The organism is Gibbsiella quercinecans (genome assembly GCF_002291425.1).
In the GTDB taxonomy this organism is placed as follows: domain Bacteria; phylum Pseudomonadota; class Gammaproteobacteria; order Enterobacterales; family Enterobacteriaceae; genus Gibbsiella; species Gibbsiella quercinecans.
Window position 1 is genome coordinate 567532 of the sequence record NZ_CP014136.1, and the last position, 21028, is coordinate 588559.

Here is a 21028-nt window from a genome sequence, read left to right on the forward strand (position 1 = left end):
TGTGATGTCTTTATGACCGTTAAATGATTAAAAGATGAACAAACCACGACAACCTATAACGCCAGGATCTGGCCGTCGTAAGCGGCGGCCATCCCGGGCGGCAAAGCGTTATCGATCAGCCAGTTATCCACTTCATGGCTTAAATGGGTGAACCAGCACTGTGCGGGTGACAGCGCCTGGCAAATCGCCAATGCCTGGGTGACATCGTTGTGGTTGCGCGGCGCGGGCTGCGTGGGTGGGTAGCTGCAGTCCAGCACCAGGTGCGTGAGCGGCTGCGTACGCAAAAACTGCAGGCTTTGCGCCGGCAGGCCGGCGGTGTCGCACAACCAGGCCAACCGCCGGCCCCGGTAATCAAGCAGGTAGCCGTAGGTCAGCTTCGAGTGAATCAGCGGGATGGGCGTGACGCTCAACGCCCCGAACGCCATCGCCACAAACGGCGTGACCGGCGGCTGAAAGGCCAATAACCCCGGGTGTTTGAACAGATCGTCGCAACCGGCGTCATCCGGCGGCCCATACACTGGGATAGCGGCGCCCACACCCCAGCGCAGCGGGAACAGCCCCTGAACGTGATCCATATGATAGTGGGTCAGCAGGATGCGCTGCAGCTCGCCTGGCCGAAAGCGCTGTTCCAAATGGCACTGCCCGGCATCCAGCAGGGTGCTCTCCCCGTCACACTGGATCAGCGCGCTACAGGGGCCGCGCCGGTATAACGGCAGTTGCTCAGCCCGCCGGCAGCTAAGGCAATCACAGCCAAAGACCGGCACCTGTTGCGCCCCGCCGGTGCCCAAAAAGGTGAGCCTCATGCGTTTTCCTCCAGCAGCCGGCGCAGCGTCGCCACCGTGGCGGCCAACGGCCCGTCGTTACTCAACTGCAGGCCGTGCGTCGGCGCGGCTTCGCGTGCGCGCTGCAGCCGTTGTTCAATCTCGCTGTCGCTTTCCCGGCCACGCTCATGCAGGCGCTTCGCCAGCACCGCCGCCGAGACCTGCAGGCACACCGGCAGCAACTGTGCGCCATAGCGCGCCGCCGCCTGCGGCAGATGCAGCCTGGAACCGTTGACGATCACATCCCACCCCTGCGCCAGCCACAGATCCACTTCGATTCCCAGCGCATAGCGGTAGCGGTGCGCCTGCCAATCAAGGGCAAACAGCCCGCGCGCGCGGCGGCGCAAAAATTCGGCTTCGCTCAGCGCCAGGTGATTTTCACCGCCGGCGTCCGCGGCGCGGGTGATATAGCGGTGCGCCACCAGCATATTGTCAATCGGCTGCTCGCGTAGCGCATTGAGCAGGCTGTCCTTGCCCGCGCCCGATGCGCCCATCAGCCAGATTAAGCGCGCCATCAGTACACCTTCCGGCCTTGCGCCCACACATGCCGGACATGCGCATGGCCGTGCCGGGTATGCGCCAGCACCAAATCGGCACGCAGCCCTTGCGCGATCACGCCGCGATCGCGCAGCCCAACGGCGTGCGCCGGGTTGCGCGTCAATAGCGCCACGGCGCGCGGCAGGTCATAGGGGGCACTGTCATCCTGGGCCAGACGGAACGCGGCATCGAGCAGGCTGGCGGGATAATAGTCAGAGGAAAGAATATCCAGCAGGCCCTGTTGCGCCAGCTGTATCGCCGAGACGTTGCCGGAATGCGAACCACCGCGCACCACGTTGGGCGCCCCCATCAATACCAACAGCCCCAGTTCGCGGGAACGCTGCGCGGCGGCCTCGGTTGTCGGGAATTCGGCAATGGCGCTGCCAATCTGCTGCGATTCGTCAACGTGCTCCGCCGTCGCGTCGTCATGGCTGGCCAGCGCAATCCCCTGTTCGCGGCACAGCGCGGCGATCGCCCGCCGGTTGGGCTGCGACCAGAGGGCCGCCAGGCGCGTCTGTTGCTCTTCAAATTCGGCCATCTGCTGGTTATTGAGTTGGTATTTGCCCTGAAAGTACTCGCGGTATTTCTGCAACGAGGTGTACTGGCGCTGGCCGGGGGAATGGTCCATCAGCGATACCAGCGATAGCCCGGGCGTATGCATCAGTTGCTCAAACAGCGGCACCGTGGCGTCATACGGCAGCTCACAGCGCAGATGCAGCCGATGTTCGGCGCGGTTCAGGCCCTGTTCCTGGCTATGGCGGATGGCATCAATCATCTTGGTGAGGTTATCAAGGCGGTGGCCGCCGTCGCGCACGTCGCCCACGGCGATCGCGTCCAACACGGTGGTAATGCCGCTGGCCACCATCAGCGCATCGTGGCTGCTCATCGCCGAATAGGCCGGCCAGTCAACCTTGGGGCGCGGGGTAAAAAACTTGTCGAGGTTGTCGGTATGCAACTCGACCAGGCCCGGCAGCAGGAAGCCCCCTTCACCGTCTAGTGCCTCGGGCAACGCACTGCCAGAATCGCTGATGCTGCCGATCAGCCCGTTCTGTATCTCTAACGAACCGCAAACGACCTCATTTTCCAACACTAACTGAACGTTATTGATAATCATGCTTGCATTTCCTGGTGGAGAGGCTTCATTACGTGCAGGCGATCGGCCAGGCGCTCGCGTACGGCATCATCGTGGAAAATACCGACGATGGCGGCGCCGCGCGCGCGGGCTTCTTCGATCAACTGCACCACGGCATCGCTGTTGGCGCTGTCGAGAGACGCGGTGGGTTCATCCAGCAAAAGAATCGGGTAATCGGCGATAAAACCGCGCGCAATATTCACGCGCTGCTGTTCACCGCCGGAAAACGTCGAGGGCGCCAGCCCCCACAGCCGCTCCGGCACGTTGAGCCGGGCCAGCAACCGTTTGGCGCGCGCTTCGCACACGCTGCGTTCAACGCCGCGTTCCAGCAGCGGCTGGATCACCACATCCAGCGTGGAGGTGCGTGGGATCACCCGCAGAAACTGGCTGACCCAGCCAATGGTATCGCGCCGGATGGCCAACACCTGCCGGGCCGGCGCGTCGACCAGGTCCACCCAGTTCGCATGGTGCTTCACCCAGATATGGCCGCTGTTGGGGTGATAGTTGGCGTATAACGAGCGCAGCAGCGTGGATTTGCCGCTGCCGGAATGGCCATCCAGCACCACGCATTCGCCGGCGCTCACCTCCAGGCTGGCGTCGTGCAGCACCGGCAAGGCAACGCCATGCTGATTGTGTAGGACGAAGGTCTTGCAAAGATGTTCAACGCGAAGTTGTGTGTTCATGTTGTGCTCCAATTGGTCGCCACCCGCCGCGCTGGAAAAGCCGCGGCGGCAATGCACATCAGCCCAGGACAGACGACACCAGCAGTTGCGTATAAGGGTGCTGTGGATCGTCAAGCACGCGGTCGGTCAGGCCGCTTTCCACCACCCGCCCCTGCTTCATCACCAGCAGCCGGTGCGCCAACAGGCGCGCGACGCCCAGATCGTGCGTGACAATCACCACCGCCAGATTCAGCTCGCGCACCAGGGTGCGCAGTAAATCCAGCAGGCGCGCCTGCACCGACACATCCAGCCCGCCGGTCGGCTCATCCATAAACACCAGCTTCGGCTGGGTCACCAGGTTGCGGGCGATTTGCAGGCGCTGCTGCATGCCGCCGGAAAAGGTGGTGGGCAAATCGTCAATGCGTGAAACCGGGATCTCCACATCCTGTAGCCAGCGGCCGGCCTGCCGGCGGATCTCGCCATAGTGGCGCTGGCCCACCGCCATCAGCCGCTCGCCGATGTTGCCGCCGGCCGACACCTGTGGGCGCAGGCCGTCCAGCGGGTGCTGGTGCACCACGCCCCATTCGGTACGCAGCAGGCGGCGCCGTTCGCTTTCACTCATGCGGTAGAGATCGCGCCCCTGGTAATCGACCTGCCCCTGCTGGGGAGTTAAGCGCGCCGAGATGGCGTGCAATAGCGTGGTTTTTCCCGAGCCGGATTCGCCGACGATACCCAACACTTCGCCGGGGAAAAGCGAAAACGAGACCTCTTCAAAGCCCTTGCCCGGCGCATAAAGGTGGGTAAGGTTGTTTACCGCAAGCAGCGGCTGTTCACTGTTCATGTGTTTTTTCCTGCTGCTGATGGCAATAATCGGTATCCGAGCAAACAAACATGCGCGTGCCGCTGTCATCCATCACCACTTCGTCCAGGTAGCTGTGGCGCGAACCGCAGAGTGCGCAAGGCTGCTCCCACTGTTGGACGCTGAAAGGATGATCGTCAAAATCCAGGCTTTCCACCTTGCTGTAGGGCGGCAATGCGTAGATGCGCTTTTCACGCCCGGCGCCGAACAGCTGCAGGGCCGGCATCATATGCATCTTGGGGTTATCGAACTTCGGAATCGGCGACGGATCCATCACATAGCGGTCATTCACCTTCACCGGGTAGGCGTAGGTGGTGGCGATATGGCCGTAGCGGGCAATGTCTTCATACAGCTTCACCTGCATAACGCCATACTCTTCCAGGGCGTGCATTTTGCGGGTTTCCGTTTCACGCGGCTCGATAAAGCGCAAAGGCTCGGGGATCGGCACCTGGTAAACCAGGATCTGATCTTCCCGCAGCGGTGTTTCCGGAATGCGGTGGCGGGTTTGGATCAGCGTCGCCTCGGTGGTGCGCTCGGTGGTGGTCGCGCCGCTGACGCGCTGGAAGAAGCGGCGAATCGACACCGCGTTGGTGGTGTCATCCGCCCCCTGGTCAATCACCTTCAGCACATCGTTTTCGCCGATCAGGCTGGCAGTCAGTTGAATGCCGCCGGTGCCCCAGCCGTAGGGCATCGGCATTTCGCGGCCGCCAAACGGCACCTGATAGCCGGGGATCGCCACCGCTTTCAGTATCGCCCGGCGGATCGCCCGCTTGGTTTGTTCGTCCAGATAGCCTGGGTTATAACCGCTCAACTCACGCATCGTTATTCTCCTGGTATTCCTGGCGTAGGCGCTTCAACAGTTCCAACTCGGCCTGGAAATCGACGTAGTGCGGTAATTTGAGGTGCGAAACAAAGCCCGCCGCCTCGACGTTGTCGGCATGTGACAGGACAAACTCTTCGTCCTGCGCCGGGCTGGCGACGCTTTCCTGATGCTCGGCGGTTTGCAGGGCGCGATCCACCAGCGCCATCGCCATCGCCTTGCGCTCCGAGCGCCCGAACACCAGCCCATAGCCGCGGGTAAAGTGCGGCGCGGCCCCTGGCGCATCGGTAAAACCGTTGACCATTTCACATTCGGTCAGCAGGATTTCACCGATATCCAGCGCAAAGCCCAATTCTTCCGGTGCGATCTCGACCGTAACAAAGCCGCTGCGGATCTCGCCGGCAAAGGGATGGGTACGGCCATAGCCGCGCTGCGTTGAATAGCCCAGCGCCAGCAGAAAACCCTCATCGCCGCGCACCAGCTGTTGCAGCCGGGCGCTACGGGGCGCGGGGTAGCTGGGTGGTTCGCGGGTAATATCCAGCGGTTCGCTGCCGTCATCTTCTTCAAGCGCGGCGAAACCTTCGCGGGTCATCAGATCAAACATGTGCGGGCACGGCGCCTGCTCCGGCGCTTCGCCACGTTGCGGCACCGGCGCTTCGCCGCCGGCCAACAGCGTGAAATCCAACAGACGGTGCGTGTAATCGTAGGTGGGGCCAAGCACCTGCCCGCCGGGCAAATCCTTGTAAACCGCCGAGATGCGGCGCTCGATGCGCATGTTCCCGGTCGCCAGCGGCTGGCTGTCGGCCAGGCGCGGCAGCGTGGTGCGGTAGGCGCGCAGCAGGAAGATGGCTTCCACCAGATCGCCGCTGGCCTGTTTGATGGCCAGTGCGGCCAGATCGCGATCGTAAATCCCGCCTTCGGTCATCACGCGATCCACCGCCAGCCCCAGTTGTTGTTCAACCTGCCGGCAATCCAGCTCGGCCACATCACGCGTACCGCGGCGCAAATCCTCCTGCAAGCGGTGGGCATTTTCGATGGCTTTTTCACCACCCTTAACGGCAACGTACATCAGCACACCTCCACATGCGTTGTGCGCGGCAGCGCCATTAATGCCGTGCCGCTGGTCAATATCAGATCGATACCTTGCGGGAAAGCGTTGGCGCGCTGGCACAGGTAGCGGCATAGCGCTGCCGGCAACTGTGGCGCGACGGTGCGCGGCGCCTGTAGCCCCGGCCCGCGCAGACGCAACGGTTCCCCACCGGCCAGCGCGGCCACGTCAATAATCACCGTGGTGCTTTTCTCCGGCGCCAGATCGTCGCCGGCGCCAAAGCGTGAAAAATCGATTGCTGAAGAGGCCTGGATCAGGGCGAAAGGCGCGGCCTGATCCTCGGCCAGCGCAGCGCCGGTATGAAACCGCAGGTTGCTGCGCACGGCGTCATCGCTTAATGCCGCGTCGAGCCATACCGGGGTTTCATGATCGACCAGCGTCAGCAGCGCCGCCGTGGCCGCCGGCGATACCTGCCCCCACCCCTGCTGCAACGGCAGCGCCACCACCGTTCCCGGCTCGCTCATCGCTTTCAGGATGCGGCGAAAGGCGTGCTGGGCATCGGCCACCGGGTGATTAAAACTTGCCTGTAATGTCATGCGTTATCTCCACGTACCAGCGTAAAGAAATCCACCTTGCTGCTGGCGATTTCACGGGCGCGCTGCAAGCGCAGCACCTCCCGCTGCGCCGCCAGCGGCTTGATTAACTGCTCCTGCAACAGGCCGTGGTTCTCGCTCTGCTGCAGTAAGGCATCAATCACCGCACAGCGCTCGGCATGCGCCTTATCGCGCCCCGCCACATAGCTGTAGCCGCAGGTGCCGTCGGCCAGGCGCACCACGGCGCGGGTGACGGTCATGTCCCCCAGCACGAAGCGCTTGCCGGTGCCCCCCATGCGAGCCTGCAAACGGGCCAGGCCGATCTCCGGCGCGCGCAACAGCTGATATTGCGGCTGCAATTTGAGGGGCTGCCAGCGTTTTTCCAGCTCTGCGGCCGGGCTGTGGGCCAGCACGGAAAGCCACTGTTGGCGTTGCTTTAACTGTTCCATTCAATGCTCCAGCGTCAGTTCGATCATGTCGCCGCGGGTCAGGCTGATGGAGTATTCCGCCATTTCACCGCTTGCGGTTTTGTTGAGGGTGCGCACGCACAGCAACGGCGCCTGCGGTTCAATTTCCAGCAACCGGCTCTCTTTCGCCTGTGCCTGGCGGGTACTGATGCGCGTTTGCGTGCGGATCAGCGCCTGATCCAGCCGTTGCGCAATAAAATCGTGCAGTGAGCCGCTGCGGAATTGTTGCAGTTCGGGCCACCAGGCAAGCTGCGGCAGGAAGTGGTTTATCACGCAGACCGGTACGCCATTGACCCGGCGCAGAGTGCGCAGGTGGATCACGCTGTCACCTTCGCAGCAGGCCAGGGAGGCCGCCACGTCCTGGCTGGCCGGGCTAAGTACCGCCAGCAACCGCTCGCTGCTGGGCTCGCTGCCCTGCTCCAGCAGGTTCTGGCTAAAGTGGGCCTGCGAATGCAGCGGGTAGTCATAGGGGCGCATCAACACCAGGATGCCGATGCCGTGGCGGCGTTGTACCAGCCCTTTTTTCACCAAATCGTCCACCGCGCGGCGCAACGTATGGCGGTTGACGGCATAACGCTCCGCCAGTTGTTTTTCTGAAGGCAGATAATCGCCACTGCGGTAATGGGTGCGTAGCTCCGCTTCCAACTCGGCGGCGACGGCCTGGTAGACAGTGGTCGGATGTCTGGATAACTGCGGCATATAAAAAAACTCCATGGCAAACCGGCTGGATAAAAAACATCCCGTTAAGATAGAGCACAAGCCTGCAAGAAAAATGTGACCGCGGCGTGAAAGCCAGATGTCGGCTTGATGAATAAATCACCACATTGGCGATGGCAAAAGTGCGGATTTATGGCCGCAAGCCGCAGCCAGCAAGGGATAATGCAGGATTTAGCATGGTGTCTGACGGGCAAAATAACGGGGGGCAAAGCGCACGGATCCGCACGCTGTCATTTTTCTGTTTTATTTTCATCAAAAAAATGTCATCAACAGCGGATAACGTAACGCTGGTTTATCAAAATGTAAAAATTCACTACAAGGGTTTTCTATTCCATGCGTATATACTCAACCGCCCTGCTGACGTTTGCGCTCAGCTTCCCTCTGGTAACCCAGGCCGCTGAGCAAAACGCGGCTCCGGTTAAGGCTAAAAACGTTATCCTGCTGATCACTGACGGCGCCGGCATCAATACCTGGCATGCCGCCAGCTATTACCGCCACGGCGCATTAGGCCACGAGGCCTATGACGACTTCGACGTGAAGCTGTTTGCCTCCACCTATCCGCTGAATACCTCTAACGTTCCGACTCGTACGCAAAACGGCGCCGTCACCTTCGATGCCGATAAGATCTGGACCAAAGACAAATCTGATAGCGTGTTCAAAGGCAGCCTCGGCAACTACCCCGGCTTCTTCTCTGGCTACGATTATCTGCGTGCTGATTTCACCGACAGCGCTGCGGCAGCCACCGCACTGGCATCTGGCCACAAGACCTATAACAACGCCATTAACTGGTCCAACGATGACAAGAAGCTCAAGCACATCGGCGAATACGCGGTAGAAAACGGCAAAGCGCTGGGTGTCATCACTTCGGTGCAGTGGAGCCACGCCACGCCGGCCGGCTTCCTGGCGCATAACGTCAGCCGCAACGAATACGCCGCTATCGGCAAAGAGATCATCGATTCCGGCCTGGCCACGGTGGTCATGGGCTCTGGGCACCCGTTCTATGACGAAAACGGTAAAGCCACTACGCCAAAAAATGACAAGGCCTATCGCTACGTTGGCGGTAAGGAAGAGTGGGATCGTCTGGTAGCAGGGAAAACCGCCTACAAGCATATCGAAACCAAGGCTGATTTCGTTGCGCTGGCCAACGACAAGTTGAATATGGGCAACAAAACCAAGCTGATCGGCACCGTGCAGAACCACGCCACGCTGCAGTTCAACCGCGATGGCGTCGCCGCCGGCAACCTGCTGCCTAACCAGCCGGATCTGGCAACCATGACCAAAGGGGCGTTGAACCTGGTGGCTAAAAACCCAGCCGGGTTTATGCTGATGGTGGAAGGCGGCGCGGTAGACTGGGCGGCCCATGCCAACAACCTGCCCCGCCTGATCGAAGAGCAAATCGACTTTAACCGCGCGGTTGAAACGGTAACGGAATGGGTTGAAGAGAACAGCTCATGGGATGAAACCCTGGTGATCGTGACCACCGACCACGGTAACGGCCTGCTGCTGGGGCCAGACTCCAACAGTGATGCGTTCTCCGACATCGTTAATCAGGGCGCCGGCGCACTGCCGCTGGTACGCTGGCACACCGACACCCACACCCGTGAACTGGTGCCGGTATTCGCCAAAGGCCCTGGCGCGGACTTCCTGACCAGCGTCGCCAAAGCGAACGCCGGGCTGGCCGCTTACCACGTGCCGGAAGAAAACCAACAGTACGTCGATAATACCGATATCTTCCGCACGGTAGCCAATGCCTTCGGCATTAACACCGCGCAACAGCAGTAAGCCTGAAGCAACGCCGCACACAGCCTGACGCGTGCGGCGTTGTGTTTTCCCGCTTTATCACGAGATGTAAGACATTGATGACTATTTCAGCATTAACCTCAATCCGCGCCCGCTGGCCGCATGCGCTTATGCTCTGCGGCCTGCTTTTGCTGCAATCCCTGCCCGCCGTACATGCGGCAGAACGCCCCACCGTCCCCACGGCCAGCACCAATGCCGAAGCGCAGGTGATGCGCGCCATTCGCAAAAACGGCGAATTGACGGTCGATTTGCGCTTTGAAACCACCGCCGATACCTTCGGCGGCGAGATCATCTACGGCAACCTACAGCCTGAAGATTGGAAAAACCAGTTCTACGTTGAAGCCGACGGCCAGCGCTGGCCACTCAGTAGCGAAGGCCAGCAAAAGGCCCCGGCGGAACTGCGCCTGAACTTCAGTTACGATCGCAAAAAGAACCCGCGTGTCGGCACCTGGCAAGGCAAGTTTGTCGCCCCGCCGGCCACGGTGACCGAGGTAACGCTGAAGCTGCCAGGATTAGCGCCAATCCCGGCAATCCCGATTACCGATCGCTAAACCACGCCAACCCACGCCAAATGGCTGCATTTGGCGTGCAAAAAACAGCCTAAGGTTTATACCCAAAATAATTCGAGTTGCAGGCAGGCGGCAACGCAGCGAGTCCCCAGGAGCTTACTCCAGTAAGTGACTGGGGTGAGCGAGGAAAGCCAACACACCTGCAACTTGAAGTATGAAGGGTACAGCTATCGATTCTATACGCCAAAGCGACTATTCATTATTTTCTATTCCCCTACACTAGCCTCGTTCGCAGTGACTTTTCATTACTTCGGGGGCTAATACATGTACAACTTTTCACGCTATCAGGCAAAAGAGCTGGCGCTGGCTTATATGAGCGGTAAAAAGCACGATCTCTCACCGCAGGAGTTCCTGCGACAGTTAAAAATCACCGAAAAATCATTCGACCATCTGTTGAAAACCGGGGTTGAACTGCCTGCGCACGAGGTGATGGTAAAGAGCTTCTAACCGCCGCCCGCTCTGCCTGCCGAAGTCAGTTCACGCTGCAGCCAGAGCAATAAGGCACGCACCGCTGCGGGTTGCTCAGCGCTTTTCGGCCACACCAGATAATAATCGTTATCTTCCAGCCGGCGTGGCGCCGCCAGCGCCTGCAACGCCCCAGTGGCCAGCGCATCCCCGGCGAGCAGCGTTTTCACCAACGCAATACCAAACCCCTGCTGCGCGGCGCGCACCAACAGGCTGGCATCGTTAAACAGCGCCAATTGTTGGCCGCACTCAACTTTACCCTCTGCCTGCCACCAGCAGCGCCAGGGCATCACATCATGCGCCAACAGCGGTAAAGCCTGGGCGCCCTGTGCGAATTCTACCCGCCACTGTTGCGCCACCGCAGGCGCCGCAACCGGCACCACATCGCCGGGGGCAATCCATTCAGCATGCAGCCCCGGCCACTGGCCGCCACCGATGCGGATCGCCGCATCAAAACCACCGCGCGCCAGATCCTGTACGCGAAGAGAAGCATCGATATCCAGCGCAATCTCTGGGCAAGCCTGCCGAAAAACCGGCAAGCGCGGCAGCAGCCAATAATGGGCAAATGAAGGCAGCACGCTGATACGCAGCACCTGGCTTGCCGCCACGCGGCGCACGCGGCCAATCCCCTGTTGCAGAGCGGTTAAGGTTTGTTCCGCTACCGCCAGCAGTTCACGCCCGGCGGCATTCAGCTTTATCCCACGGCCCTGCCGTTCAAACAAAGGGTGGCCTATCGCCCGCTCCAGCTGTTGGATTTGCTGGCTGACGGCGCCGTGGGTCAAATGTATCTGTTGTGCCGCTGCACGCAGGTTTTCCAGCCGCGCCGCCACAACAAACGCCGGCAGCAGATGCAAAGGGAAACGTTCAAACGCCATTGGTTAGCCCTGTTAACCATAAAGGTTATTTATTATCGATTTTCGCGCCGCAGTAAAGACATTATGGTGGGGCATCATTGATTATCGGAGCGCCTTATGCACCCACGTTTACAGCAGGATTTAGACCAACTACCACAAATTCTTGAATATACCTGCACGTTGGCGCAAGAATTCCTGGCCAATATCGCCACCCGCCCGGTATGCCCAGCGCCTGAACGGCAGCAGCTACAGGCAGAGGAGGGGTCGCTGGCTGAAAACGGCGAAGGTGCGTTAGCGGCACTGGCACACTTCTGGCAACGCTATGCAGCAGGGTTGTCCGGCAGCGCCGGCCCACGTTACTTCGGCTTTGTGACCGGCGGCAGCACCCCGGCGGCACTGGCAGCCGACTGGTTGGTTAGTGCAACCGACCAGAATAGCCAGCTAAGCCATGACACGATTGCCGCAGCCGTTGAACTGGCGACCATTGAACAGCTAAAGGCGTTATTGGGGCTGCCGGCGGCGTTCACCGGCAGTTTTGTCAGCGGCGCGACCATGGCCAACTTTACCGGCCTCGCTATCGGCCGCCAGTGGTTGGGCCTACAGCGCGGCATCGACGTTGCCCGGCAAGGCCTGTGGGCGCTCGGCCCCCTACAAGTTTTCTCTGCCAACCCGCACTCCAGCAGCGTTAAAGCGCTCAGCATGCTGGGGATTGGCCGCGAAGCGCTGACGATCGTTGCTACCCTGCCCAACAGCGAAGCTATCGATCCGGTGGCGCTGGAGCGCCATCTGGCCGCAGGCAACGGGCTGCCCACGTTGGTATTGGCCAGCGGCGGCACGGTAAATACCGCCGCCTTTGACAACCTGCCGGCCCTGCTTGCACTGCGGGAACGCTACCCATTCTGGCTGCATGTTGATGCCGCGTTCGGCGGTATCGCCGCCGGCTCCGAACGCTATGCTCACCTGTTGGCGGGTTGGCAGCAGGCTGACTCGATCACCGTCGATGCCCATAAATGGCTTAACGTACCTTATGACAGCGCCATTCAGTTAACCCGCCACCTGGAAGTGCAGATGCAGGTGTTCAACAACCACGCCAGCTATCTGGAGGCGGCCGAGCTGCGCCCGGATAACTACCTGCACCTGACGCCAGAGAACTCTCGCCGTTTCCGTGCCCTGCCGCTGTGGATGGCGTTTAAAGCCTATGGGCGTAGCGGAATACGGGACATCATTGAACGCAACGTCGGCCTGGCACAACAGCTGGGTGAAGCGCTGGCGGCCAGCCCCGGCTTTCGCCTGCTGGCCCCGGTTAACCTGAATATCATCTGCTTCGCCCTTGAGGGAGTGCAAGGCGATGCCGTGGCCGCCCGTGACCGTTTTCTCACCCGCCTTGACCGCCATGGGGCGGTACGTTGTACCCCCACCGCTTACCACGGCCAGCCCGGCATCCGCGCTGCGCTGGTTAATTGGCTGACGGGGGAACACGATATCCAGATCGCGCTTGACGCAATACGCACCTGCCGCCAGGAAGCCTAATGACCAGCAGCGGAGTTCCGCTGTTCAATTTAGCGTAACCGAAAGGCGGCAAATGGCAGCCTGGTCCGCAATAGGTTAATCAAAAAACAACATTTCATTTACACCACCGGTGCCATACCATAGAGAAACTGGGTAGTACAGAAAAGGAAATCATGAATTTTTTTTAAGAATTTTCCCATAAGTAAAAATAAAGCACGCCAGGCTGCAAGCCGAGGGACTGACATAGACCAGTAACATGAATGGCTATCACGCGGCAGCCGGGCGTTGCCGCAGAAAAACGCCGTCCTCAAAATCATCAGCATTACTTAAGATAAGCTTACAAATTCAGCATTCAACTACAATTATCAATAAAATATCGTTGAGTACGCATGCATTTGTTGATAGAACACTCCTATAACATACTTTTTGTTTTATTTTTTTATCGCCATTTTGTCATATAGCCGCAGTAAAATGGATTTAAATGGGGGGGAATAACATGCCAACAATCATTATGGATTCTTGCAGTTATACCCGACGGGGCTTAACAGATTATCTGGCCGCGCACGGGGTAAAAAAAAAGCACATCAATGCCATTGTTGATATTGATGAACTGCATGAGAAATGCAATAGCCACAAACCCACGCTGGTATTTATTAACGAAGACTGTTTTATACATGAGGCCAACGCGACCGAAAGAATAAAACACATTATCTCTCTTCACCCCAACACGTTGTTTTTTATTTTTATGGCGATAACCAACGTACATTTTAATGATTATCTGTACGTGCGTAATAATGTCATTATCTCATCAAAATCGATCAAGCCAGAAACTATGAACCTGCTTCTCAGGCACTACCTGGAAGGCAAGCCTTCACGCAGCGAAAAAGTACCGCTAGATCAAACGCCAGTCACGCTAAGCCAAACCGAATCAAATATGTTGCGTATGTGGATGTCTGGGCAAGATACCATTCAGATATCAGATCAGATGCAAATTAAAGCCAAAACGGTTTCATCCCACAAAGGCAATATAAAAAGAAAAATTAAAACGCATAACAAACAGATTATCTATCATGTGGTGCGTTTAACCGATACATTGACGAGCGGTATATTTGTTAACAGCCGCTAGCCAAGCCAAAAGTCGCCTACAGAACGCATTTTCCCAGCTTATTGATGAGTGTGGCCAGCGCCCCGCGATCAAAGAGCGGTAAAGCGCGGCGGGCGTTTGTATTTTTAATATACCCAAACCCTACACAACCTATAATTAGCGCAGTATTTACTATGCATGCGTGAAAATGGCCGGCACGAACCGGCACAGGCGGGTAAAATCGTTATTTATCAGTAGGGGAAACCGGCTCAACAAAGGTGCCGTCGTGGCTATCAATCTCGTTGAAAAACCAAACACCCTCTGGATAGTTCTCCAATGCAACCAGATACATTATCCCTTCACTGAACTCTTCAACCTCCAGCACCACACCTTCACGCCGCGGACCACCGTCAGTCTTTATCGAAACCCGATCGTTAACCTTCATGATTTACCTCATTAGCAACAGGCCCGCCAGTGTATTACAGAATAGCGGGGAAAATATACCGTTGCCGCCGAGAGAAAGCGTTCAGCGGGCGAGCGCTTAGTTTCAGCTCGTTAACATTTTCACTTCCTTAACGTTTTAATCACGGAATCCTGATCGCACAACGAGTAAGCTCTTTCCCCAAGGTGCTTCCCCCCAGAGAAGTGCCTGTTAATAAAGAAGAAGTAACAAGGAAATTTCGCCCGCCGGCTTGCGGGCTTTTTTTTGCCCGAAAAACAGGCATAAAAAAACCCGCCTTAGCGGGTTCTTGTTAATCAGCAGAGCTGATTAGATAGCGGTAACGTTAGCCGCTGAAGGACCTTTAGCGCCGTTCTCGATAGAGAACTGTACGTTTTGGCCTTCTGCCAGCGTTTTAAAGCCTTGATCCTGGATTGCAGAGAAGTGTACGAACACGTCTTTGCTGCCGTCTGCAGGCGTGATGAAACCAAAACCTTTAGACTCGTTGAACCACTTCACTTGACCTTTGATCAGGTTAGACATAATAATTTCCTTCGATATAAAATTTAAGCCACCATGGGCATGTTATAGCCGGTCATCAGTTACTTATGGAGGCACTAGAAAGAAATTCGTCAGATGAAGTGCTATCGAGGATAACGCTTTAAATTTGAACCACTTTAATCAAGATGTCGTGCATAAATAGGTCTGTACCACAGGCCAAGGACATTAACGCACGCTCACCAATGAATAGCAACTCTTTTCGTTGCCAAGAGCGAAAAAGGCCGGCCAACTGTACAGAGTTTGTCTCTTCTGGTGCGCAATGCAGCACCCGTTACGCCTGTCACTCTGCTGTCACATAACTGACATACAGCCGCCTTATAATCACGAACAGTTATTCCTAGCGGTGCAACTCCAAGGATTTTGTATATGACGACGATTAAAGCGGCAAGCCACCAGGAAGCAGAAAACCTGATTCGCGCTGGCGTAGCCAAAAAAATCGAACTGGCCTACGACATCGGCAGCGATGATTTCTTTCAACTGGCCAGCCAATGGTGTGATAAAGGCGCCAAAATCACCAAAGGCAAAAAATATTTCATCGTTTCTCTAAAAGGCTTGCGCATTCCCCCTAACGACTGATCGCCCCCCTATCCTCCTATCGGCCAATAAAAACCGCTCTTCCTGATCATTCCCTCATCGGGGATTTCTGTAAGCTGGCAACACCATTAACAGCCGGCAATTTCAGCCGGTGCGCTGAATAGCCCAAACCATCACGATGAGGAAACGGTATGCCGAATGATGCGTCATTGCCCGTCACCATGAAAGCCATCGAAATCCGCCAGCCAGGTGAACCTGACGTATTGGTAATGACGGAACGCCCGCTGCCCACGCTGGCACAGGGGGAAATTCTTGTGCGGGTTGCGGCGGCGGGCGTTAATCGCCCTGATGTCTTGCAGCGCCGCGGCCAGTATGCGCCACCGCCAGGCGCTTCCGACATTCCGGGGCTGGAGATCGCCGGCGTTGTGGTCGCCATCGGCCCCGGCGCCACCCGCTATGCCATTGGCGAACAGGTTTGCGCGCTGATTGCCGGGGGCGGCTACGCCGAATACTGCAAGGTGCATGAAAGCAATGCCCTGCCGGTGCCGCAGGGCTTTAGCCTGCTTGAAGCCGCCGCCATCCCGGAAACCTTTTTTACCGTTTGGGTTAATGTGTTCCAACGCGGCCACCTGAAAGCAGGGGAAACCGTGTTGATTCACGGCGGCACTTCCGGCATTGGCACGGTGGCAACCATGCTAGCGAAGGCCTTTTGCGCCCGGGTGATCACCACCGTCGGCTCGGAAGAAAAACGCCAGGCCAGCCTGGCTCTGGGGGCGGATGTGGCCATCAACTACCGTACGGCGGATTTTGTTGAGCAAACCCGGCTGGCCACCGATGGCAAAGGCGCGAACGTGATCGTCGATTTAATCGCCGGGGACTACGTCGCCAAAAACTACCAGGCGGCGGCGATGGACGGGCGCATCGTGCAAATCGGCACGCAAAACGGCATCGCCAAAGAACTGAACCTGATGCCGATGTTGGTTAAACGCCTGACGCACAGCGGCTCCACCCTGCGGCCGCGCAGTGTGGAAGACAAAGCGCAGATTGCCGCCGACCTGCGGCAAAAAGTGTGGCCGATGATGGAACGCGGCGCGCTGAAACCACAGATATTCCAAACCTTCCCGCTGGAACAGGCCGCAGCCGCTCACGCGCTGATGGAAAGCAGCGCGCACATTGGCAAGATCATGCTGGTGCTTGAGTAACCTGAACTCCCGTAGCCAGGCTACGGGAGCAACCGGTTAGCGGAACAGTTTGTCGACCGTGTTGGCCAAATCATCATGCTTCACTTCACCATCCACCGAGGCTTTATCTGTCAACAGCGGCAGCCATTGCGCCAGCGTGTCAGACGCCTGAGCCGGTTCAACCCCCAGCTTGTTCGCCAGTTGCGCAATGGCATCGCTGCCCAGCGCCTGCTGCACCAGGTTACCGGTGATCGCCTGGTTTTCCCCGTTGCCCAGCCAGGAACCGACGATTTCGCCCAGTTGCCCTTGCTGTAGCTTATTCAATATCGCCTGCAGCCCCCCTTGTTGCTGAACCCATTGCATAATGGCGGCAATATCGATGCCCCCTTCGCTGCCCTGGTTTTTCAAAACGTCATTCAGCACATTACCTAATACGCCACCCAGGGCGCCATCTAACAAACCCATAATAATTCTCTTTCCGATCGCCAGCCGCAGCCGTGCGATATTCCCTCACCACAACCAGCGCCGTAGTAAAAGCACGCCGCTGGCATCCTGATACACCCTTGCTGTTATACCGAAAACAACAGCCAATGGCATTAATCGCAGCTATGTTAGCGATTGTTTATCCTTCTGGCGATAGACTTGCTATGAGCGCCCCCATAGGTACCGCCGCGCAAAGGTGTTTATCCCGCCCTACTTTAAATGGTAGAACGGTAATTCAACCCACTTTAGGCTATATCAATTCTTATTGGCACAATAACAACGTGGAATATATATACAAAATAATGGTTGCGGGTGAGTATTATTTATGGCGCGCTGTAGCGTGTATTTTTTAGCCAGATATTCCTCTGCAAGTGCTGGCCAAAATATACGGCAATGGCAACACTGGGAAAAAATACACAACAAAAATAGGGTTATGTTAGGCTAAATACGCTATTCAGGTTGAGGGTCAGCACCAAAATACCAGGAAGGTTAAAGGAAATGTTATTATCCCCCACGTTTGATCGCGCTTTTCTACACCCCCGTTACTGGCTGCTATGGTTGGGCCTTGGCGTACTTTATCTTTTAGTCTTGCTTCCCTACCCGGTCATTTATCGCCTGGGCCATTGGCTGGGGCGAATTGCCATGCACTTTATGCCACGCCGGCTAAAAATAGCCCGGCGTAATCTGGCGCTCTGCTTCCCGGATATGCCGGTGCAAGAGCGCGAGGCGCTGCTCGTCAAGAACTTCGAATCCGTGGGTATGGGGCTGTTTGAGGTTGGCATGGCCTGGTTCTGGCCCGACTGGCGGATTGCTCGCTGGTTCCAGGTCAGCGGGATGGAGAATATGCACCAGGCCCGCCAGAACGGCAACGGCGTTTTATTGATCGGGCTGCATTTCCTGACGCTGGAACTGGGCGCGCGTATTTTTGGCATGCAAAACCCCGGCATCGGCGTACACCGCCCGCACAATAATAAGCTGATGGAGTGGGTACAAACCTGGGGGCGGTTGCGTTCAAACAAATACATGATTGACCGCAAGGATGTGAAACGCATGATTCGCTGCCTGAAACAGGGCGAAATCCTCTGGTATGCACCGGATCACGACTACGGCCCCCAGAGCAGCGTGTTTGTGCCCTTCTTTGCCGTCGAGAAGGCCGCAACAACAACCGGCACCTATATTCTGGCGCGCATGGCTCGCCCTGCCATCGTGCCCTTTGTGCCGCGCCGTTTACCGCACGCCAAAGGCTATGAGCTGATTGTGCAGCCGCCGTTGCAACAGTTCCCGCTGAATGATGAAACCCAGGCTGCCGCGTATATGAACCGCGTAGTGGAAGAACAGGTGTTGCTGGCCACTGACCAATATATGTGGCTGCACCGCCGCTTCAAAACGCGGCCGGAAGGCGAGCTTTCGTTGTACTAGGCTGTGCCCCGCAATAGCGCGTGGTGCCGCGGTTTATAGCGGCACCCGGCATCGTCACCCCCTCACTCGCTTTCTTGCAAACACGCCGGGCAAAAACAGCCACGCCACTCACGGCGAAAAACCAACCGCTTAGCGCCCCATGTAACCACTCACTGATAATCCGCTGCCTTGCCGTATCCGTGGTTGCGATGATGGCGTACCTCTTCTCCCTGCTGCGAACCCCACCGGCCCCCTGGCTGGATGTTGCAGCAAAATTTACAGCTCAAATAATTAAAGGTGTCTCATGAAAAGAGATGGAATTTTAAAACATGTCCCGTGGATGATATTAGGGGTCATTGGTGCGGCCTGCCTGGGCGTGGTAGCCCTACGGCGCGGCGAGCACATCAGTGCGCTATGGATTATCGTCGCCTCCATCGCGGTGTACCTGGTGGCATACCGCTATTACAGCTTGTATATCGCCACCAAGGTGATGAAGCTGGATGCCAACCGCGCAACGCCGGCCGTGGTTAATAATGACGGCCTGAACTACGTGCCAACCAACCGCAATGTGCTGTTCGGCCACCACTTCGCCGCGATCGCCGGCGCCGGCCCGCTGGTTGGCCCAGTTCTGGCCGCGCAGGTGGGCTACCTGCCCGGCACGCTGTGGCTGCTCGGCGGCGTGGTGTTAGCCGGGGCGGTACAGGACTTTATCGTACTGTTTATTTCTTCACGCCGTAACGGCGCTTCGCTCGGCGAGATCATCAAGGAAGAAATGGGGCCGATCCCCGGCACCATTGCCCTGTTTGGCTGCTTCCTGATCATGATTATTATCCTAGCGGTGCTGGCGCTGATCGTGGTTAAAGCCTTGGCGGAAAGCCCATGGGGGGTATTCACCGTTTGCTCAACGGTGCCGATCGCCCTGTTTATGGGCATCTATATGCGCTATATCCGGCCCGGGCGCGTGGGGGAAGTGTCGGTGATCGGCATTCTGCTACTGGTTGCCTCAATTTGGTTCGGCGGCGTCATTGCGCACGATCCTTACTGGGGCCCGGCACTGACGTTCAAAGACACCACCATTACCTTCACGCTGATCGGTTACGCGTTTATCTCTGCGCTGTTGCCGGTATGGCTGATCCTGGCGCCACGCGATTATCTGGCGACCTTCCTGAAAATCGGCGTTATCGTCGGGCTGGCGATCGGCATTCTGATCCTTAACCCAGAGCTGAAAATGCCGGCGGTCACCCAGTTTATTGACGGCACCGGCCCGGTATGGAAAGGCACGCTGTTCCCCTTCCTGTTTATCACCATCGCCTGCGGCGCGGTTTCCGGTTTCCATGCGCTGATCGCTTCCGGCACCACGCCAAAACTGCTGGCCAACGAAACCGACGCGCGCTTTATCGGCTACGGCGCCATGTTGATGGAATCCTTCGTCGCGGTGATGGCGCTGGTGGCTGCCTCTATCATTGAGCCAGGGCTGTATTTCGCGATGAATACCCCGCCGGCCGCGCTCGGCATTACCATGCCCGATCTGCATAAGCTGGGCACCGAAGACGCGCCAATGATCATGGCTTCGCTGAAGGATGTTACCACCCATGCGGCGGCAACCATCAGCAGTTGGGGCTTTGTCATCAGCCCGGAACAAATCCTGCAAACCGCCAAAGATATCGGCGAACCCTCGGTGCTGAACCGCGCCGGCGGCGCGCCAACGCTGGCGGTGGGCATCGCGCATGTGTTCCACCAAATCATTCCAGCGGCGGATATGGGCTTCTGGTACCACTTCGGTATCCTGTTTGAGGCCCTGTTCATCCTGACGGCGCTGGACGCCGGCACCCGTTCCGGCCGCTTTATGCTGCAAGATCTGTTAGGAAACTTTGTGCCATTCCTGAAAAAAACCGACTCGCTGGTTGCCGGCGTTGTCGGCACCGCCGGCTGCGTTGGGCTGTGGGGTTACCTGCTGTACCAGGGTGTGGTCGATCCGCTCGGCGGGGTGAAAAGCCTGTGGCCGCTGTTCGGCATCTCCAACCAGATGCTGGCCGCCGTCGCGCTGGTATTGGGCACCGTGGTGCTGATCAAGATGAAACGCACCAAATATATTTGGGTGACGGTAGCACCGGCCATTTGGCTGCTGATCTGCACCACCTGGGCGCTGGGGCTGAAGCTGTTTAGCGACAACCCGCAGCTGGAAGGCTTCTTCTATCTGGCTAACGAATACAAGCGCAAAATCGCCGAAGGCGGCGATCTGAGCGCCCAGCAGATTGCCAATATGCAGCATATCGTGGTTAACAACTACACCAATGCTGGCTTAAGCATCCTGTTCCTGGTGGTGGTTTACAGCATCATCTTCTACGGCATCCAGACTGCGCTGAAGGCGCACAAAGCCCCAGAGCGCACCGACAAAGAAACGCCATATGTGCCGGTTCCTGAGGGCGGCGTCAAAGTTTCGTCCTCGCACTAATGGTGATTTAACCGATACCCTGCATAATGAAGGTAAGTTA

The 21028-nt window shown here is 57.6% G+C and carries 23 protein-coding genes; 9 read left to right on the plus strand and 14 right to left on the minus strand.

The features are described 5' to 3' along the window. Window positions 1-53 precede the first annotated feature (53 nt). Genes phnP through phnF form a run of 10 tightly spaced genes read right to left on the minus strand, consistent with a single transcriptional unit; the run spans window position 54 to window position 7638 of the window. Window positions 54-803: a phosphonate metabolism protein PhnP gene (gene phnP / locus ACN28Q_RS02665; RefSeq protein ID WP_095844916.1), complete on the minus strand. Its 750-nt coding sequence runs from the start codon at window positions 801-803 to the stop codon at window positions 54-56. Continuing rightward, window positions 800-1336 carry a ribose 1,5-bisphosphokinase gene (gene phnN / locus ACN28Q_RS02670; RefSeq protein ID WP_095844917.1) on the minus strand — a complete coding sequence of 179 codons (537 nt, stop codon included), beginning with the start codon at window positions 1334-1336 and terminating at the stop codon, window positions 800-802. Before phnN ends, phnP begins: the two co-directional genes overlap by 4 nt. Beyond that, complete coding sequence (phnM, locus tag ACN28Q_RS02675; protein ID WP_095844918.1) at window positions 1336-2472, minus strand: alpha-D-ribose 1-methylphosphonate 5-triphosphate diphosphatase; 1137 nt, start codon at window positions 2470-2472, stop codon at window positions 1336-1338. Before phnM ends, phnN begins: the two co-directional genes overlap by 1 nt. Further along, complete coding sequence (gene phnL / locus ACN28Q_RS02680) at window positions 2469-3173, minus strand: phosphonate C-P lyase system protein PhnL (protein ID WP_095848882.1); 705 nt, start codon at window positions 3171-3173, stop codon at window positions 2469-2471. The genes phnM and phnL overlap by 4 nt, the downstream gene beginning before the upstream one ends. Window positions 3174-3231: 58 nt before the next feature. Then, window positions 3232-3993, minus strand: a complete 762-nt coding sequence (gene phnK / locus ACN28Q_RS02685) for a phosphonate C-P lyase system protein PhnK (RefSeq protein ID WP_095844919.1) — start codon at window positions 3991-3993, stop codon at window positions 3232-3234. After that, on the minus strand, window positions 3983-4831 hold the full coding sequence (locus tag ACN28Q_RS02690; RefSeq protein WP_095844920.1) for an alpha-D-ribose 1-methylphosphonate 5-phosphate C-P-lyase PhnJ: 849 nt from the start codon (window positions 4829-4831) through the stop codon (window positions 3983-3985). The genes phnK and ACN28Q_RS02690 overlap by 11 nt, the downstream gene beginning before the upstream one ends. Next, complete coding sequence (locus ACN28Q_RS02695) at window positions 4824-5900, minus strand: carbon-phosphorus lyase complex subunit (protein WP_095844921.1); 1077 nt, start codon at window positions 5898-5900, stop codon at window positions 4824-4826. The genes ACN28Q_RS02690 and ACN28Q_RS02695 overlap by 8 nt, the downstream gene beginning before the upstream one ends. Next, a complete protein-coding gene (gene phnH / locus ACN28Q_RS02700; RefSeq protein ID WP_095844922.1) occupies window positions 5900-6475 on the minus strand; it encodes a phosphonate C-P lyase system protein PhnH in 576 nt (191 codons plus the stop codon). The genes ACN28Q_RS02695 and phnH overlap by 1 nt, the downstream gene beginning before the upstream one ends. Continuing rightward, window positions 6472-6921 carry a phosphonate C-P lyase system protein PhnG gene (gene phnG / locus ACN28Q_RS02705; protein ID WP_095844923.1) on the minus strand — a complete coding sequence of 150 codons (450 nt, stop codon included), beginning with the start codon at window positions 6919-6921 and terminating at the stop codon, window positions 6472-6474. The genes phnH and phnG overlap by 4 nt, the downstream gene beginning before the upstream one ends. Continuing rightward, on the minus strand, window positions 6922-7638 hold the full coding sequence (gene phnF / locus ACN28Q_RS02710; protein WP_095848883.1) for a phosphonate metabolism transcriptional regulator PhnF: 717 nt from the start codon (window positions 7636-7638) through the stop codon (window positions 6922-6924). It abuts the gene before it with no gap. Between the two features lie 351 nt (window positions 7639-7989). Between phnF and ACN28Q_RS02715 the strand changes: the two genes are divergently transcribed. The 3 genes from ACN28Q_RS02715 (at window position 7990) to ACN28Q_RS02725 (ending at window position 10472) form a co-directional block, all read left to right on the plus strand. Continuing rightward, a complete protein-coding gene (locus ACN28Q_RS02715) occupies window positions 7990-9438 on the plus strand; it encodes an alkaline phosphatase (RefSeq protein ID WP_095844924.1) in 1449 nt (482 codons plus the stop codon). Window positions 9439-9515: 77 nt separating this feature from the next. Continuing rightward, window positions 9516-10007 carry a hypothetical protein gene (locus ACN28Q_RS02720; RefSeq protein WP_095844925.1) on the plus strand — a complete coding sequence of 164 codons (492 nt, stop codon included), beginning with the start codon at window positions 9516-9518 and terminating at the stop codon, window positions 10005-10007. Between the two features lie 282 nt (window positions 10008-10289). Next, on the plus strand, window positions 10290-10472 hold the full coding sequence (locus ACN28Q_RS02725; protein WP_095844926.1) for a hypothetical protein: 183 nt from the start codon (window positions 10290-10292) through the stop codon (window positions 10470-10472). On the opposite strand, the gene ACN28Q_RS02730 is transcribed toward ACN28Q_RS02725, so the two are convergent. Then, the gene (locus ACN28Q_RS02730) at window positions 10469-11365 is read right to left on the minus strand and encodes a LysR substrate-binding domain-containing protein (protein ID WP_095844927.1); all 897 of its coding nucleotides are present in this window, start codon (window positions 11363-11365) and stop codon (window positions 10469-10471) included. The two genes, ACN28Q_RS02725 and ACN28Q_RS02730, sit on opposite strands and share 4 nt — an antisense overlap. A gap of 96 nt (window positions 11366-11461) precedes the next feature. Here ACN28Q_RS02730 and ACN28Q_RS02735 point away from each other — a divergent pair, with 96 nt between their 5' ends. Together ACN28Q_RS02735 and rcsA are read left to right on the plus strand one after the other, a co-directional pair. Then, window positions 11462-12874, plus strand: a complete 1413-nt coding sequence (locus ACN28Q_RS02735) for a pyridoxal phosphate-dependent decarboxylase family protein (protein ID WP_095844928.1) — start codon at window positions 11462-11464, stop codon at window positions 12872-12874. A gap of 475 nt (window positions 12875-13349) precedes the next feature. After that, window positions 13350-13979: a transcriptional regulator RcsA gene (gene rcsA / locus ACN28Q_RS02740; protein ID WP_095844929.1), complete on the plus strand. Its 630-nt coding sequence runs from the start codon at window positions 13350-13352 to the stop codon at window positions 13977-13979. Between the two features lie 202 nt (window positions 13980-14181). Here rcsA and dsrB read toward each other — a convergent pair whose 3' ends face one another. Both dsrB and cspE read right to left on the minus strand, forming a co-directional pair. Continuing rightward, the gene (dsrB, locus tag ACN28Q_RS02745; RefSeq protein WP_095844930.1) at window positions 14182-14382 is read right to left on the minus strand and encodes a protein DsrB; all 201 of its coding nucleotides are present in this window, start codon (window positions 14380-14382) and stop codon (window positions 14182-14184) included. 324 nt (window positions 14383-14706) lie between these two features. Next, window positions 14707-14919, minus strand: a complete 213-nt coding sequence (gene cspE, locus ACN28Q_RS02750; RefSeq protein WP_095844931.1) for a transcription antiterminator/RNA stability regulator CspE — start codon at window positions 14917-14919, stop codon at window positions 14707-14709. A gap of 384 nt (window positions 14920-15303) precedes the next feature. Here cspE and ACN28Q_RS02755 point away from each other — a divergent pair, with 384 nt between their 5' ends. Further along, window positions 15304-15513, plus strand: coding sequence for a hypothetical protein (locus ACN28Q_RS02755; RefSeq protein ID WP_095844932.1), 210 nt, complete (start codon window positions 15304-15306; stop codon window positions 15511-15513). 149 nt (window positions 15514-15662) lie between these two features. Continuing rightward, window positions 15663-16673: an NAD(P)H-quinone oxidoreductase gene (locus ACN28Q_RS02760; RefSeq protein WP_095844933.1), complete on the plus strand. Its 1011-nt coding sequence runs from the start codon at window positions 15663-15665 to the stop codon at window positions 16671-16673. A gap of 36 nt (window positions 16674-16709) precedes the next feature. Here the strand turns inward: ACN28Q_RS02760 and ACN28Q_RS02765 are convergent, their stop codons facing one another. Then, window positions 16710-17117 (minus strand): YidB family protein, encoded by a 408-nt coding sequence (locus ACN28Q_RS02765; RefSeq protein WP_095844934.1) that lies wholly within the window; start codon window positions 17115-17117, stop codon window positions 16710-16712. Between the two features lie 516 nt (window positions 17118-17633). Here ACN28Q_RS02765 and ACN28Q_RS02770 point away from each other — a divergent pair. Both ACN28Q_RS02770 and ACN28Q_RS02775 read left to right on the plus strand, forming a co-directional pair. Then, window positions 17634-18554 (plus strand): Kdo(2)-lipid IV(A) acyltransferase, encoded by a 921-nt coding sequence (locus tag ACN28Q_RS02770; RefSeq protein WP_095844935.1) that lies wholly within the window; start codon window positions 17634-17636, stop codon window positions 18552-18554. 283 nt (window positions 18555-18837) lie between these two features. Beyond that, window positions 18838-20988, plus strand: coding sequence for a carbon starvation CstA family protein (locus ACN28Q_RS02775; RefSeq protein WP_095844936.1), 2151 nt, complete (start codon window positions 18838-18840; stop codon window positions 20986-20988). Window positions 20989-21028: the final 40 nt, after the last annotated feature.